Origin of the sequence: Parabacteroides sp. D25 (assembly GCF_000307475.1) — a bacterium.
Classification (GTDB): domain Bacteria; phylum Bacteroidota; class Bacteroidia; order Bacteroidales; family Tannerellaceae; genus Parabacteroides; species Parabacteroides distasonis.
In genome coordinates, this window is the sequence record NZ_JH976501.1 from 843,280 (window position 1) to 860,527 (window position 17,248).

Below are 17,248 nucleotides of genomic sequence, written 5' to 3' on the forward strand. Positions count from 1 at the left end.
AAGTAATCAATTGTTCCGGTTCCTCCAATACTTGCTTTTATCCGAAAGCTTTGTGTCTTGTTACTGCACGGGCGTTGCAGCGTTACTGTATGGGCGTTGCAGTATTACTGCATCAGCCTTGCAGTACCACCGCAACCCAGGTTGCAGTGGATGAGTTACGTCAGATGGGTTGAATATGAAAGACTGATCCTCCGTCGGAGGCCAGCGGAAGGGTGATTTTATCCCTGTAGGTGATCTCCTCAACCTCTTTTACGAGTTTGTTCGAGTCTATATTCGTATCTTCAGCATCTTTATAGATCGTTATCTTATATTTCTTGTCCTTATCCAAGAACTTGAGGTCTACATCGATACTGCGTGCTTGGCTGTTATTGATCGTACCGACAAACCAATCCTCTCCCTTTTTGCGGGCGATCGTTACGTATTCATTGACGGAAGCGTTCGGAACGACTGTTTGGTCCCAAGTCGTAGGCACGGCTTTCAGGAACTCGAATCCCGGTTGTCCTTCGTAAGCCTCCGGCGTATCGCAAATCATGCCGAGATAGCTCTCTAATACCACGTACATCGCTAACATATGGCAGCGGGTACTCATTACGTAAGGGTTACGTTCTTGGTTCTTGAACTTATCCCTTGGCAAAGAGCGGAAACCTCCTAAATGATAATCAGTCGCTCCCGCTAATAAACGGGTAAAAGGCATATGGATGTCATGATCTGCGTCGGTATCCTTATCCCATTTGCAATGCTCGTAATTAAGCGTACCCTCGCGGGTGAACTCGTTGGGATAGGTACGGCTCAATCCAGACGGCTTGCAAGCTCCGTGGAATTGCACGAATAGATGATGCTTAGCCGCCTTCGCCAAGAACTCTTCTTGGATGCGGATCATCTCCTGATCGTCTCGATCCATGAAATCGATCATCATGCCGGCGATTCCCCATTTCTCGAATTGGGCGAAAGCCTCGTCTATCTTTGCGTACAGAGGTTTCCAGTTGGTCCATAAATGGATACGTACGCCTTGACTCTTGGCGTAATCGCAAATCTCCTGCATATTGAGGCTCGGAACGACTTTCAAGATGTCCGCTTTAGGACCCGGAGAACCGAATCCGGCTCCATCCTCGTCATACCAAGCTTGCTCGGCGTTCCCGTAGATCGAGTGATAATCCAATCCGTTACGGGCTACGAAATCAATGTAATATTTATTCGTGGGGAAATTGTTTCCGCCAAGGAAAGTCGTATCCGGAACGACATTTCCGTTCCACCACGTAAAAGTAGTCTTACCCGGCTTAATCCAAGACGTATCCTCTATCTTACAAGGCTCATTGAGATTCGTAAGGATATTGGACGCTATCAAGGAACCGATTTGATCACTGATCATCAAGACCCGCCAAGGAGATTGATGGGGTAGGGATGCCTCTACCTTGATACGCTCTTGTCCCAGTTTAGGTGATAGTTTCCCGAGAAGAGTCCCGTTTTCTTTCCATAGGTACATACCGGCGTAGTCACGAACCGCCGCCTCGGTAATCGCCATATAAACATGGTTCGGGAAAGAGAATAGGGCGGGCATATCCATCAATCGTTTATTATCCATGTCGGCATAATCTGTGACCGTATATTTACCTTCGTGGGAACTTTGGTAGTTGGGGAGGAATAAAGTAGTTACGTTCGGATTCCCTTGTAGGTTGAAGGTGGTTCCCTCGTCATACATGATATACGAATCCCATCCTTTTTGCTTCGGAAACTCATAGCGGAAGGCGATACCGTCATCGAAAGCCCTCAAGACCAGATTAATCTTGCGAAAAGGCTGAACGGTTTCCTCTAGCGGGATGATTACCTCTTTGGAAAGGCTATGTATATGTTTCGCCTTACCAACGATCAATTCGTAGGTCTCTTCCTTCGTACTGAACACGGGTTTGTTGATCTTTACATTTTCCCCGAACGCCCCATTATCGAAAGTCAACGTTAGCGGAGAGTCTTGGATCAGGGTTTGTTTATTAAACGCTACGCTGTATACCGGGCTATTCTTATCCAAAACCAAGGAGAACTTGATCTTTCCGTTTGGAGAAGACAATCGCACGCTTTTATTTGCGTATAAAGAGTGAGCGCAAAGTATAAAAAATGCCAGAATGAGGTAGATTGATTCTTTTTTCATGGATGATAATTTTATAGGCCAAAGATATACATATTTATTTTGTACGGTTTAACTGCTTCAACAATTCTTTAAGGCTGACGGTCTCATTCTTGACCAATGGTTTTGCCCAATAGGAAATACTCAAGATATAGCCCAGCGTGATAAATAGGAAAAACATGGAATAGCGCAACCCGATCAGATCTCCAAGTCCACCAATGATGAACGGAATCAATGCCCCACCGAAAATACCCGTACACAAGATACCGGAAAAAGCCCCATGATGCTTATCCACGGAGTTAAGGGCTAAGGCGAATATCACCGAAAACATGATCGAGATCGAGAAGCCGCAACAAGCGAAAGCGATAATCGCTACTTGCGTAGGACCGAAGAGCGCTATCGATAAATTAAGGATCGCTATCATCGAGAAAATACGTAACATCAGCTTTGAGTCGATTAACTTTACGATCACCAATCCCAACAAGCAGCCGATGGACATCAATCCCCAGAACCAAGCAACCGTAGTAGCCCCGGCTCCTTCCGGGCTGACCCCATGATACATATTCAGGAAAAGACTCATCCAATTCGCCAATCCTTGCTCGGTTCCCACATAAGCGATAATCCCCAAGAAATAGAATATAACTTGTTTTTGCTTGAGTAATTCTTTATAATTCTGTACCGTTCCCGCCTTCTCATCTTCCTTTAATTCTACTTTCGGGAATTTGACATAAGAGATAACCACTAACATGATGACAAAAACAATCGTAAAGATAAAATAGAGCGAGCTCCAAGGTAAGCTCTCCGGCGTTATCCCTTTGAGGAAACGGATGAAGAAGTCGTTCGCCGGATCCTCACCGGTTAATTTCCGCATAAGCCCGGCCAAGACGAACGGGCTCATGAAAGAAGCGGCCCCGAATACGATCTGGGCCAATACCTGATTAAAGGCATATTTTTTCTCTCCGCCCGCCTCACGCATCAAGGGCAATATAATCACCTGTAGCATCGCCATGCCCAGACCGATAGCGAAAAGGGAGGTCAATACGATAGGGTAGGTCGGGAACATGACGAAAAGCCCCGCACCCAAAAACGTCAGACTGAAAGCGACCAATAAGGAAATCTTTCCCCCGAAACGCTCGATGATCATTCCTGCCGGGATGGACATGATGCCATATGCCAAGAAAAACGAGAACGGCAAGAATGCGGCCAATGTCAGGCTCAGCCCAAAACTATCGATAATCATCGGTAGCATAGGGCCTAATATATTGGTAACAAAAGAAATGACAAACCAAATACACAAGATGAGGAGTACGATCCAATTATTCTTATTCATGATAGATAGATTCAATGATTAAACACCAATGCCGCCGCCCCGAGGCATCCGGCCTTATTTCCTAATCGGGCAAGTTCGATAGTCGTGAAGTACGAGGTTTCCTTCATCACGAATTTCCAGACCTGTTCCCGTATATTATTAATGTAGAAATCTCCGGATTCCGAAATGCCTCCGCCGATAATCACCTTTTGCGGAGCGAAAATGTTGATAAGGCTCGCTACGCCTAGGGACAGATTCCGGAAATGATCCTCCATAGCGAGTACGGCCTCTTTCTCTTGAGCTTTATAGCGCTCTACTATATATTTTCCATCGATACGGGAAGGTATCTCCCGTCCGTTCTTCTCCAATAATTGCCGATATAAGGCGATCAACGCACTTACGGAAGCGTGTGCCTCTAGGCAACCGGACGCTCCGCAAGTACATTGATTCCCATTCAGACCATGAATAATTAAGTGCCCAAGTTCGGTGCCCCGGTTCCGGTAGCCGCCATAAAGCCGGCCGTTCAAGAACAAGGCGCCCCCTATGCCGGTACCCACCGTCAAGAAAACGATATCGGAGAGGCCCTTAGCCGCCCCATATATCACCTCGCCCAACCCCATAAGGTTTGCGTCGTTGTCGATGAATACCGGTAGATTAAATTCCGCTAACGCAAGATCCAATTGTTGGTTGTCCAGTTCAGGAAGATTATTGGCAAAGAGAACCACCCCCTTATCTACTACGGAAGGTACACCTATGCCAATTCCGTAAATCCCCCAGTCCCGGGAACGGGCGTAGTCTGTCATTTTCCGTACGATACTTTTTATGATATCGGATAATGGGCGTGGATTCTCTTTTGATTGTGTGGTTTCCGACGATTCGTAAAGAATGTCGCCATTCTGGTTCACAAGAGTATATTTTATGCTTGTTCCTCCAATGTCTAATGCGATAGCGTATTTCATGATAATTGTAAAAGCTTAATTAGAACTATGCGCCGCTTCCCTGTCGATCAGGCAAATCACGTTCGGGTGCAGCCACAATAAGGAGGCCGGCAACTCCGTCGAGATCTTCTGTTCAAGGAAAGCTTGAGTAATCTCCCTTTTCTTTATCCCGTTGATAAGAAGGATAATCAGGCGTGACTGAAAGATATTCGCCATGCCCAATGTCAGTCCGTATCCCGGTTTTTCCGTATCCCCGGCGATCATGGGATGTTGCAATGATTTCTGGGACAGATGAGCCACATGGCAATTCGTATGTAAGGAAGGAGCCGGCTCGTTCAAGGCGATATGGCCGTTCATCCCTATTCCTAATATACAAATGTCGATAGGGCCTTTTTGATCCAGTATCTGTTGGATCCGCTCACATTCCGCCTCAGGGTTCTCCGGATCGCTTTGGAACGCTATATACCGGTCTTCCGGGATTTGAAGCGGACCTACGAAATAGTTCCGTAGATACGACTCGCACGTACCCGGGTGGTCCATCGGGATTCCTCCCCATTCATCAAGCTTTAGTACCGTGAATTGGGAGAATAATTCCGGTTGGCGACCGGCTTCCTCTACCAGCAACTCATACATCCGGGTAGGAGAGCCCCCAGTGGCGGCACAAAGCGTAAGTGCCTTGTGCTGCCCTAACTCTGAGGTAACAATCTCTTTTGCCTTAAGGCTTAATGCCTCATAAGATTGACAAATCTCTATTCTCATACGATTTTAGAGCTCTTTGATTCGGATATTGCGGAAACAAACACCATAACCGTGGTCTTGCATACCGATGTAACCCGGTTGTTTTCCGCATTGTAGCATCAAGTCGTAAGCTTCCGGGCATTTCTCCGGACTCGTGCTGAACTTGCTGAACTTACTATGATCCACTAACGCGCGCCATACCGGTGTACCGAACTGGAATTCCAGCACTTTCACGTCGTTCATGTAATGGATCACGCGTTGGTTATAGACAACGATTCTCGTCTTGTTCCAGTTTCCGTACGGTTTTACGGGTTGTGGATCCGGCATAATCATGTCATATACGGCACCGGCCTGACGGTTACCATCGCAACCTTCCCATGCGTCCGGCATATTCTCGTTGTCGAGTAACTGATATTCTGGGCTGGAGTAATAAATAGGTGTACCCTCAATTTCTTGCGCAGTATAGAAGATACCGCTATTACCGGCCTTGTCGATCTTCCATTCGATCTCGAAAACGAAATTTTTGAACTTCTTGTCGTAGATCAAGTCGCCGAAGCCCGTGTCTGCCTTATTGTCGCTACCTTTATAGGTGATCGATCCGTCTTCAACCACCCAACCTTGGGGTACATCCTGACGGCAATAGCCGCGCCATCCGTTCAAGGTTTTCCCGTCGAACATGGTGATCCACTCGCCTCCCGTAGGGATACCATCGCTATCGAGGGCTTGGGTTTGGGCGGTTTGCGTTCCGGCATTGTTCGTATTGTTATTGTTGCCAGAGGTACATGATAGAGCCGATGCGAATAAGGCTACGGCCATAATACTGCTATAAATCTTTTTCATCTTTGTATAGTTATTTAAGTAAATTATCTAGTTGTAGAGACGGGGTGTGCCCCGTCTCATCCCATTGTTGTTCGCTTTTATAACTTGAGATCTTCCCATCCATCGCGGTATTTCCGCTTGATGAATTGGTTCGCTTGCTCGAAGTTGGTGATACGCATGTTCGCTCCGTCCCACTGGAAAGTTTTGTTTCTTCCCGGATAGATAAAGCCCTCGCGTTCTCCGTAGATCGAGTCGTTATGTTTCACTTGTTCCCGGATATTATAGCTGCGTAAGATCAGGTTACCCATCAATACGGTCTCCGTCAACGGACCGGCGTAACCTTCGAATGGTGATTCTACGTCCGCCTTGTCGTATCCTGCGATACAAGAGTCGATCCACGCCCAGTAATGACCGTTCGTGCCGCCTTCGATACGTTTGTATTTATGAGGAATGTTCACGTCCTTGTCGAACAGCGGTTTCTTGTTCGCCTTCTGTCCCTTTGGCCAGAATCTCGGGTCGGAACCGCCCCAGCCGCAAGAAGCCATACCTTTCGTACCTACGAATACGGTTGCGCCTTCTACGTCCATCATATCCAAGTCTCCCATCGTGCAGGTCATGTCTGCATCCGGATCGATCTCCTCGAAACGCTCCGGCATGATACCACCGTCCATCCAATAGAGATTCAGGTCGCTTCCGTCTTTCTTCTTGAATTTATAACGGATCGAGCTGGCTACCGGGCAACTCTCAGGATAATAAGCCTCCTCGAAGATACCGGAGTAGACATTGGTCGTGCTGCAAGAAACCTCAGTCGGATAACCTAATTGAAGCAATTTGAATGGAGGGCCGATGATGTGGCAACCCATATCTCCAAGAGCGCCTGTACCGAAACGCCACCAACCACGCCAGTTGAACGGAACAAGATTATCGATATAATCCACATACTCGGCGGTACCTACCCATAAGTCCCAATTTAATTCCTTGGGAACCTCAGGCTTCTGGCTCGGCCAAGGAATACCTTGCGGCCATACAGGACGGTTGGTCCAGCAATATACCTTCTGGATGTCACCTAACAGATCTGCCTCGAACCATTCACGAAGGGTACGCATACCGTCGCAAGAGTTACCTTGGTCGCCCATTTGGGTCACGACCTTGTATTTCTTGGCGGCCTCGGTAAGGATACGTGCCTCGTAAATATCGTGCGCGATCGGTTTTTGCAGATATACGTGCTTACCCATCCGCATAGCGCCGAAAGCTTGGATCGCATGGTTATGATCCGGGGTGGAGATACATACGGCATCGAAGTTCTTGCCTTCCTTGTCGTACATCTCACGGAAGTCGTTGAAATACTTCGCCTTCGGGTATTTCTTACGAGCGTCGGCAGACTGACGGTCGTCTACGTCGCACAGACAGGTGATCGCTGCGTTTTTGTGCGGCGTATTCATCAAGCTACCCAAATCGGCGGCTCCCATACCGCCACAGCCTATTTTCGCGATATAAAGCTTATCGCTGGGAGCTACGTGTCCTAATCCCGCTACGGTAAAACTGGGCAGGATCGTAAGGGCGGCAGCACCTGTGGCTGCCATCCCAAGGAATTCCCTTCTCGAGATTCCAGTCGGACAGGATTGTTTATTTACCTCTTTCATAAATTTGTTCATATTATGATTAATAATTGAATTGGGGTCTAAAGAATTGATATTAAAAACAGACTGATATGATTAGAATGCCGGATATCCCGGGTTCTGAACCAAATTATTATTCTTCTGCCAAGCCTTGAACGGGATCGGGAAGATCTTACGATATTCCGGAGTCTGTTTCGGCTTCATATATCTCGGTTTCAGATAAGTCCCGAAGCGGATCATATCTTGGCGGCGGACAAATTCGAATGCCAACTCATAACCACGCTCGTTATAGATATCGTCCAATGTCACGCTCGTGTAATTATGATCGGAATTGCCGTAAGCCCTTTCCCGGATAGCGTTTACCAGACGAGTAGCTTCACCGAGATCCCCGCCCATACGAACCAAGGCTTCCGCTTTCATCAGGTATACATCGGCCAGACGGAAGATAGCGATATCGTTCTCCATATTGGTATTTTGCATGCCTTTCTCATATACCCACTTATTGATACGTGCGCCGTCTTCTTGGTGAACCTCGCCCCACGGGGTTAAGTTACCATCCGCATCGGTTTTCTCAGTTCCCGGTACCACATTTAAGTCGATCGTATGGATCAAGTCATGTCCTAGGGTCGTTTTCAAAATCTCTCCCGTGCTAGGGTCGATCATCGGGCCAATCAAGAACGAACCTTCGTAACGAGGATCTTCCGTATCAAATGTGCGGACAAAATCCGGCTGGGCGTTGATACCATTCCACATACCGCCGGTGAAACCTAATACATCGGGATCCAGATAATGCAATGTCCAAAGATGAATGGAGTTACCCCAAGCATCAGATGCCTTGTAGCAGATCGGGAAAATAATCTCTCGTGATACCTCGTTATGAACCTCGAAATTGGTTTTCCAATTCGGCTCGATGATATATTCGAGTTTCATGATCTCGTCGCACTGCTCCACTACACCTTTCCAGTTCGGCTCGCCGATCCATTCCTCGGCGTTGAGGTACATCTTTGCCAATACCATACGGGCAGCCCCTTGCGTGAACTTACCGTAGCTGGCGTCTGATACATCGGAGCGTAGGTTCGGGATGATCTCGGTTAATTCCTTCACCACGTATTTATACAGATCCGCACGGCTCGTGATGGAGGGCAAGGAGGTATCCTCAAAATCTGTCACTAATGGAGCGTTACCGAAAATATCTACGATTACATAATACCAGAAAGCGCGTAATCCTCTTAGCTCAGACAAGTATTGAAGCTTAAGTTCATCGCTCATCGCCTCGCTTTTCTCTATAATATTATATACGGAATTAACTGTGGTTAAACCTTCCGTACAATATGTCCAGCAATTCTCTACGGAGTAAGAGTTCGGTTTCCAACTGTGCATACATTGTTCCATGTATTGTCCGCCGTCCCACCAGTCGCCACCTACACGTGTCGGTGCTATCAAGATATCGGCTGTCATATCGGCCGCTCCCCAAGGACCGTCATAAGCCAGCATGTTCTTTAGGGATTGGTATGCCGGAGCCATGATCGCATTAATCTGCTTTTCTGTTGTCCCGAATTCGTCGGTAGGAAGCTTGTCGTATACGTTCTCGTCCAAATCCATGCAAGAGACAAGTGCTACCGGAGCGAGTACGGCACATATTATATTTTTGAATAATCTTTTCATGATCGTTACTGTTTGTGTATTAGAAATTCAAGTTTAATCCAACAGAGAATGTGCGTGCCTTCGGATAAAATTCACGAGGTTCTACACCCGGGGTCAAACCGTCTCCTGAATCCATAGGAACTTCGGGATCAAGACCTTTATATTTCGTGATAACGAATAGGTTTTGCGCCGTGAAATAAACACGGATACCATTCAATGCTTTGATCTTATAACCTAAAGTCAAGTTGTCGAGACGCATAAAAGAACCTTTCTCTAAGTAATAGTTGGAGAATCTTGGAGTTTCGCTTAACGTATAGGTCAATGGATCATCCAATGCGTTTGTTCCCGGCAAGAATCCGGATTGAGCGTATGCCATGCGGGTCGCGTTCAATATATCATTACCGATCGTTCCACGCAAGAAGAATGACAAATCAAAATTCTTGTAGCGGAAAGTATTGGTGATACCATATGTCAGTTTCGGTTGAGCGGATCCGATGTAGTCATAATCCGCCGGATCGGAAATCTCGCCGTCACCGTCTTTATCTACCATGATATATCTGCCGTTCTCATCGATACCGTTGCAAACCAAGCCATAGAATTGTCCGATAGGGCGTCCCTCTTCCAATACGTGTGTACCGCTGGAGCTTCCACCCCGGATGAATACGTCACCTAATAAGATCTTATCCATTGTAAATACGTCGTTGGATAGACGAGTCACTTCATTCTCATTATGAGCCAAGTTTAAGGAGATGTTCCAATCGAAATCCTTCGTGCGGATAGCGTCTGCGTTCAAACTCAACTCGATACCCGTATTACGCATATCGCCCACGTTAGCCATGATCTCGCTATATAGGTAAGGAGGGGTTGGCACCGGATAGGTATAAAGCATGTCAGAGGTCTTTTTGTTATACCATTCGATACGACCACCTAGGCGGCTATCCAATACGGAGAAATCAAGTCCGATGTTCAACATCGCTGTCTGTTCCCATTTTAAGTCTGGGTTTGCGTTTTGGCTGATTTTATAAGAAGGTAGCCAAGAACCGGTATCATAATATACACCATCTGTGCCGTAAAGCTCGAGGGTTTTGTAGGGGTCCAATCCTGTTTGATTACCAGTGATACCATAACCGACACTTAACTTTAAGTCGTTAAGCCAGTTTACTTTTTCCATGAATGACTCTTGGGTGATATTCCAACCCACGGAAACGGAAGGGAAGGTACCCCATTTGTTATTCGTTCCAAATTTAGAAGAACCATCCCGGCGTACGGTAGCTGTCAACATATATTTCTCATTGAAGCTATAATTGGCTCTTGCGTATAAAGAGATCAGGCGACTTTGCCATTTTTGAGACTCTGCGTCTCCCGGATTCAGATTTTGTCCCGCGGCTAAATTGTTAGCACCTAATAAATCAGTGACGAAACCACGGGTCTGTACGTGAGTCTCCTCATAATTCTCTTCTTCCCAAGAGTAACCGATCAAGGCATTGATCTTATGCTTATTGAACTCAGCTGAATAATTGGCGGTCCATTCCATCAAGTCTTTATCACGTAGTCTGGACCAACGTTCGGCCTTACCGCCATCGTTGTAACCGGCTTGAGACTCGATACTGTTGTATTTGCTCTCATCTTCCGTATTCCGGCTTTTAGCTAAAAGAACTTTAGCCTCTAAGCCATCGATAATCGTATAACCGACATCAGCGGTTCCATAGAAATTATTGATGCGGTTCTTATGTGTATTCTCTTTCTGGTTACGTACCGGGTTTCCTTGGTCGTATTCACGTGTGTCGAACCAAGATCCATCCTCTAGCTTAACCGGGCGAACGGGAATCATATTGTAGGCAAGTAAGAAATTGGTCGCATTGGTCGGCGCGTTATCTGTAACGGTAGCCACGCCGGTGATGCTTACTTTCAAACGATCCTCCAGAGCACGTTGGGAGAATTGGAAACGGGCGTTGTAACGGTTCATGGAGTTATCGCGTGCGATACCTTCACGTTGCATATAAGAAAGGGAACCTCTATAGTTATGGTGTGAACCACCTCCTGATAAAGACACGGCATGATCCTGTTGGAAACCGATTCTCGTGATCTCGTCGAACCAATCCGTGTTCGCTCCCATGTCAAAATCCTTACCGTCCTTACCCGGGGTAGAGGAAGTATAGCTACGCCATTGGTCCGCTGTTAGCAGATTCGGCTTGTTAGCCAAGGTAGATACACCGAACGCTCCATTATAAGCGATGGTCGGTTTGCTGGCGTAACCTTTCTTAGTCGTGATAAGGATAACACCATCCGCTGAACGGGAACCGTAGATAGCGGCTGAAGAGGCATCTTTCAAGATAGAGATAGATTCGATGTCCTGCGGATTAACCGTAGACATGTCCATGCCCGGCACGTTATCGATAACGATTAACGGGCCTTGGTCGTTTTGCAAAGTGGATAGACCTCTTAATTGAATCGTCGAGTTGCCCGTTACGTCGCCGGAACCTGTATTGATCGTTAAACCGGCCACCTTACCTTGCAACAAATCCGCTGCGTTACGAGTCAGACCTTGGTTGAAATCCTCAGCGGTCACGTTGGTGATAGAACCGGTAATCTCACGTTTCGTCTGCGTACCGTAACCCACTACGACTACCTCATCCAGTTTTTGAGTGTCCTCTTTCAAGTTTACATTGATCTCGTTTTTGCCGCCTACCGGTTGCAACTGTGTCATGTAACCGATATAGGAGAACTCAAGGGTCGCGTTTGAGGATACTTCCATAACGTATTTACCATCCAGATCTGTAATCGTGCCGTTGGTCGTGCCTTTCTCGACTACGTTAGCACCGATAATAGCGTTTCCTTCCGGGTCTTTAACGACACCGGTGATGCGTTTCTTAGTCTGTTGGGCAACAATGTTTTTATTAAATACATTGATATTTCGTCCTTCGATCGAATATTTCAAACTCGTGTTGCGTAGTGCTTGCGATAAGATATTTTCTATGGACTTATCGGTTGCGTTCACGCTCACTTTTACGTTCTTTACGTCAGAATCCACATAGAAGAATAAGAAATCGCTTTGTTTTTCTATAATAGCGAATAGATCGGTTAGCGGGGCTTGATCCGTCTTCACGGAAATCGTTACAGATTGTGAATAGGAATTAGTCGCTACCGCTTGGAACAGTGTCAAGAAAAGTAAAATAAAGGACATTTTTAGGACCGAGAGCATTTTTTTTAAGTCTTTGGACCTAAAAGACCTATAATACGAAACATTTTCCATATTTTTGTACTGATAAAAGGTTGATAATATGCGTCTGCCACAAAATTTGGTCGTGGAGTAGCAGAAGCAGGAATTAATTCTTTTTAATGGGGCCGGCTGTATTTTTGCAGCCGGTTTTGTTTTTTTGAAAGATAGGATCCCTGTTATCTCATAGGCATTGCTTGTTTTTTAAGATGTGTTGATATTTTTATTTTATTGAATATAGTAAGTTCCATCTCTTTGTGACCATTTGATCGGCAAACTACGAGAGATCACTTGTAAAATCTCCTTTAAAGATTGATCCTCACTGAATGTTCCGGATACAGTGACATTCGGGTCCAGCAATCTCTTGTTTTCTATATGGATCGGAATCTCGTATCTTTTCTCAAGCTCATTCAGCAAGGTACAAAGCGCAATCGATTTATACTTTAGCAAGCCGTCTTTCCATGCCAGATTTTCTTTTGCGTTGACGGATTGGATATCAATCTTGTTCGTTGAACGGATGAATGTAAGTTGCTGGTCGGGAGCGAGTAAGACTTGTTGTGTCGGGCTTTCGAAACGGATAGACCCTTCCAGCAGGACGGCCGTGATCTGATCCTTCCCTTTATCGGCTTTTACACTAAAGGTCGTACCTAATACCCGTATGGAGGCATTTCCCATATCGACGATGAAAGGTCTTTCCGGATTTTTCGCCACCTCGAAATAGGCTTCTCCTTCCAAATTAACCTTTCGCTGATCCGTACCGTATGCGTCAGAGTAGGTAAAGCGACTATTCCGGTTCAAAATGATCTTCGTACCATCATCTAGCGTAAAATGAGATTTATTTTTATCGGTTATATAGGTATAGAATTGCTGAACCTTAGCTTCCCGGGTATTTAAGTGTATTGTTGCGAAAAACAGAACAAGAAAGGCGATTGCCGCCGCAATGGGAGTAGCGATGAAACGGATCAGCCTCAATCTCTTTTGCCTGCTTTGATCGTCGATCTTCTTTCTCAAATTATCGAGGGACACATTAGGCATTAAGGAATGGCTGAACGAGACTTCCGCATCCCAATAACTCTTTAGCAACCGAAATTCTTTTTTGTTCTTTTCGTCTGCGTTCAGCCATTCGCTCAGCGAAAGAAAATCTTCCGAGGAGCTGTTGCCACTTAATATCCTTGTGATAATATGATCTATGCTATTCTCCATTTTAAGTTGTTTCTATACTAATAGTCGCAACCAAATTTGAAAACCCTTAGTGGGAGCATGGATTTTTTACTTATTTTTTTCGTAGCTCATACACGAGTTCTTTGTATTCGGAGATTGCGTTGAATGAGGGGCATTGTTTGATCCATTCATCCGGCGAGATCGTCCCGTCTCCGTTTAAGTCCTCCGAGAGATCCCGGTGCCCACAGACCCATGAGCCGGGAAAGCAGATTAAGAGATGCCGGATCAAACGTAACAACGAGGTCTTTTGAGCCTGTGTGCGGGTATCCCGTGACTGTCCGGTGATGTCCAGTCCACCCTCGTAGCAAATCCCGATGCTGTGTTTGTTGTGTCCTCTCGCATGAGCCGGAATTTGCTCTAGCGGGCGCAGGTTCACCACTTCTCCCGATTTACGGATGTAGAAGTTGTAACCGGCACGGAGGAATCCCCGTGCCTTGTGGTCACTCTCCAGTTGCTCCGGGCTATAATCCGTATTCTCACGGGTTGCCGAGCAATGAATCATGATCAGGTCAATTTTTCTCATATCTCGTCCGGGCTTTCGCTATCAGAACCTGCGCTCTTTTTCGTAACCTCCAGAGGCTCGAAATTCACCTCATTGCGGGTAGTCCGCAGGGCCGAGCCCGGGAAAAAGATAATACGTACCCCCTTTATCTTGGTGGCGTCGAAGTCCTCGGGAGTATTCGTTCCTTCGGAGTTAATAGACATACGGAAGTTACCAAATTCTCCCAATTGCACCACGTTGCCGGAGGACAGTTCCAGATCCATCGCCCAGTTTAATGAATCGAGCACCGCTTTCACGTCCGCCGACGAAAGCGTGGAGCGAGAGCAAATCAGTTTACATAATTTGTTGAGGTCCGAAGTCCCCGACGTTTTAGCGATCGCGTAGTTCTTTACTGAGTCTTTCTCTGCGCCGTTCAATACCTTACGCTTTACTACTTTAAATTTCACTGCCATAATTTTAAATTTTAAAAGGTTAATTACTAATGACAATGCAAAGATAGACCCTCTGAAAAACGGGAATCGGCGAGTGTCGGTGAGTGTCGGGATATGTAAGTAGTAGTCGGTTTACTTGTTATTCTGGTTTTTTATTACGTAATTTGCGTTACGTGAATTGCGAAACGCAGATAAGATGCTGAATATGAATAATCCTTTTTTAATAGTTGGTTATCAAGGTCCAGAATATTTTTGTGATCGGGAGAAAGAGACAGAAGTGATTTTATCCGCTCTTCATAATGGGAGAAATATCACGTTGGTAAGCCGGATAACCTCTCGCAATCTACGCTGAAGGAGATTTTCGACTACTTGCGGCAGTCTGGAAGAGAATGTTATCTGGCTATTGACGAGTTCCAGTAAATCATGGAATATCCTGAGAAAGGGGTGGAAGGCCTATTGCGTTCTTATATTCAATTTTTGCCGAATGTTCATTTTATCTTTTCGGGGAGTAAAAAGCACTTGATGGAATATATATTCTTCTCAATCAAGCGCCCCTTCTATCAATCCACCCCAAAATTATTTTTAGACAAGATCAGCAAGGAGGTGTATTTTTCCTTTGCCCATTCTTTCTTCGAGAAGGAAGGGAAGGAGCTTCCGGAAGAAATATTTGATAAGGTGTACACATGGGTAGATGGGCATACTTGGTATGTGCAATATCTTTTGAACCGTCTCTTCGCTTTACCGGAAAAAACACTTTCTCCGGAGCTTCTTGATTCTCTCATGATGGAGATCCTACAGGAAGAAGAATATACCTACCAGACTTATTTCCAATTGTTGACATTTAATCAAACCCAGCTATTGAAAGCGATCGCCAAGGAAGGGATCGTCCGGGAGGTCAATGCTGCCGCCTTCATCAAAAAGTATGATTTGAAGGCGGTGAGTAACGTGAATACTTCCTTAAGGATATTAATAGATAAGGAGTTTATATTGAGGCAACCGGATGGGTATATCGTGTATGATAGGTTCATGTCTATTTGGCTCAGCCGGATATGACAACGGATGAAAAATATTTAGTTGACACAGTTCGCTCGTACCACCAAAAATTATTCCATTAATATTATGATGGGATTATCTTCTTCTGCCAATTTCTGGAGATCTTCCCTATGCAATAGTTCGTTAAGTTTTGAATTAACAAATAAAAAGTAGGTCAAGTCCTCCCGATTCATTATATTAAGGGTTTCCACATCCTGAAAAAATGAATCTGAACGAACTTGACCAATATTTAGAGCTAATAAATAGTGTGCTGCTTAAATCAGCGGTAAAGCTAAACAAATGGCGTGAGAAGTTTATGCTTGAAGTCCTACTTTTATATTTGATTATCCCCGGGCGGATTAATTTCCTTCAACCGGGTCGTTATGGTCGCTTTGGTGAACAACGCTATCGGACTTTCATGCCTGCTTCCACCCGGAAGTGGTTCAAACACCGCCGATAAAAACACCGGAGCAAGTTACATACACATTAATAGACTGGTATCTACATGTGCCGTGTACACGCAAGGAAACACTTCAGCGACTGGCAAACTATGTGGTTGCGGATGCCTACTTCTCCAAATCCACCTTTGTGTATGGCGCATTTGAAATGGGATTTCATGTAATCAGCCGATTTAGAGATGACGCCTATTTCCGTTATCTCATCACGGAAGAGCCTACAGGTAAAAGAGGGCGGCCTAAATTATATGACGGGAAAATCGAGATGGAGCACTTGGAAGAGGACAGATTTGAAATCGTCAATTTGGAGAATGGGCAAGGACGTATTCTTTCAGCGGTAGTGCATTCACGTTCATTGAATAGGAATATACGGTTGTGCATTCACTTTTTGTTCTTTAAGTGCCCGGTTGTCAATAGCATCTCAATGGGATAGGGTTGGTATCTCAAAGGGATAGGTTTGTAAAGTCAATGGGATAGAGGTGTTGTCTCAATGGCTTTGCGGCCGTGTCCCATTGGCTTTTTTGTATCCCGTATCAGGGATGTTGCTGATAGGTTAGGGCTCAAAGGGCGCATCTTTATGTATGTTTCTAAAACTTTTTCTGTAAATAACGTTTATACCCCTCTTGTCTGTAGAGTGATGTAAATATTATTTTTCTAAAAATGTTTCTTTGAAAGCGTAAAGATGCGCCTTTTGCGCCCTAGGATTTTTACCGGGGAATTTTCCTGATGCCTTAACATGTGGATATACAGTTGTTTGTGTGGTTCTTCCCTCTTCGGCTTTTTGGGTCTTTGGGGGGCGATATAATGGGTCCTTACCCACGTTTACGTGATCCGAAAGCACTAAAACCAAGTGCATTTCGCATGATTTCATGAGCTAAAAGCCGTTTTTTCTGTGTGATTTCCTATCGGGGCCAAGATGATGTTCATCGTTTTTATTACGTGCGAATGTACTCGTGGAGCACTTGTTTCAAGTGCGTGTGGTGACACGTTAGGCCACGTGGTGGGCCACATGAGCCAAGAATGGATATCGACGTATTATTAACGTATGCGATCCCCCTCGTGAAAAAAAACTTGAAAAATAATGCCCGATAAATTTGGACCGTATGTTTTATAGCATTACTTTTGCACCCGCATTCGAGAGAGAACGGCGCTTCAGAAATGATGGAAACGTGGAGGTATCCTTGGGTAGGGGATGAGGTTGGCT

12 protein-coding genes and 1 pseudogene are annotated in these 17,248 nt (G+C 45.5%); 1 reads left to right on the top strand and 12 read right to left on the bottom strand.

Features of this window, described 5'->3' with window-relative positions; genetic code table 11:
* Positions 1-160: 160 nt before the first annotated feature.
* From HMPREF0999_RS06780 to HMPREF0999_RS06830, 11 genes are all read right to left on the bottom strand, one after another.
* A complete protein-coding gene (locus HMPREF0999_RS06780; RefSeq protein WP_009275539.1) occupies positions 161-2,143 on the bottom strand; it encodes a glycoside hydrolase family 97 protein in 1,983 nt (660 codons plus the stop codon).
* A 34-nt stretch (positions 2,144-2,177) separates the two neighbouring features.
* Positions 2,178-3,449, bottom strand: coding sequence for an MFS transporter (locus tag HMPREF0999_RS06785; RefSeq protein WP_009016475.1), 1,272 nt, complete (start codon positions 3,447-3,449; stop codon positions 2,178-2,180).
* Between the two features lie 11 nt (positions 3,450-3,460).
* A complete protein-coding gene (locus tag HMPREF0999_RS06790) occupies positions 3,461-4,387 on the bottom strand; it encodes an ROK family protein (RefSeq protein ID WP_009016474.1) in 927 nt (308 codons plus the stop codon).
* Positions 4,388-4,402: 15 nt separating this feature from the next.
* Positions 4,403-5,125: a galactosamine-6-phosphate isomerase gene (locus HMPREF0999_RS06795; protein WP_008773295.1), complete on the bottom strand. Its 723-nt coding sequence runs from the start codon at positions 5,123-5,125 to the stop codon at positions 4,403-4,405.
* A 6-nt stretch (positions 5,126-5,131) separates the two neighbouring features.
* Positions 5,132-5,944, bottom strand: coding sequence for a DUF1080 domain-containing protein (locus HMPREF0999_RS06800; RefSeq protein WP_005860627.1), 813 nt, complete (start codon positions 5,942-5,944; stop codon positions 5,132-5,134).
* 77 nt (positions 5,945-6,021) lie between these two features.
* The gene (locus HMPREF0999_RS06805) at positions 6,022-7,566 is read right to left on the bottom strand and encodes a Gfo/Idh/MocA family protein (protein ID WP_009275540.1); all 1,545 of its coding nucleotides are present in this window, start codon (positions 7,564-7,566) and stop codon (positions 6,022-6,024) included.
* A 72-nt stretch (positions 7,567-7,638) separates the two neighbouring features.
* Complete coding sequence (locus HMPREF0999_RS06810) at positions 7,639-9,207, bottom strand: RagB/SusD family nutrient uptake outer membrane protein (RefSeq protein WP_005860631.1); 1,569 nt, start codon at positions 9,205-9,207, stop codon at positions 7,639-7,641.
* 19 nt (positions 9,208-9,226) lie between these two features.
* Entirely contained in the window at positions 9,227-12,370 is a 3,144-nt protein-coding gene (locus HMPREF0999_RS06815) for a SusC/RagA family TonB-linked outer membrane protein (RefSeq protein WP_010182743.1), read from the bottom strand.
* A 261-nt stretch (positions 12,371-12,631) separates the two neighbouring features.
* Entirely contained in the window at positions 12,632-13,606 is a 975-nt protein-coding gene (locus HMPREF0999_RS06820) for a FecR family protein (protein WP_005860635.1), read from the bottom strand.
* Between the two features lie 70 nt (positions 13,607-13,676).
* Complete coding sequence (locus HMPREF0999_RS06825; RefSeq protein WP_010182744.1) at positions 13,677-14,147, bottom strand: N-acetylmuramoyl-L-alanine amidase; 471 nt, start codon at positions 14,145-14,147, stop codon at positions 13,677-13,679.
* On the bottom strand, positions 14,144-14,578 hold the full coding sequence (locus HMPREF0999_RS06830) for an HU family DNA-binding protein (RefSeq protein ID WP_005860639.1): 435 nt from the start codon (positions 14,576-14,578) through the stop codon (positions 14,144-14,146). Before HMPREF0999_RS06830 ends, HMPREF0999_RS06825 begins: the two co-directional genes overlap by 4 nt.
* Before the next feature lie 184 nt (positions 14,579-14,762).
* On the opposite strand from HMPREF0999_RS06830, the pseudogene HMPREF0999_RS06835 reads away from it, so the two are divergent.
* Positions 14,763-15,610 (top strand): annotated as a pseudogene (locus HMPREF0999_RS06835) (AAA family ATPase).
* 1,080 nt (positions 15,611-16,690) lie between these two features.
* Here the strand turns inward: HMPREF0999_RS06835 and HMPREF0999_RS06850 are convergent.
* Entirely contained in the window at positions 16,691-16,915 is a 225-nt protein-coding gene (locus tag HMPREF0999_RS06850; RefSeq protein ID WP_005865070.1) for a hypothetical protein, read from the bottom strand.
* Positions 16,916-17,248: the final 333 nt, after the last annotated feature.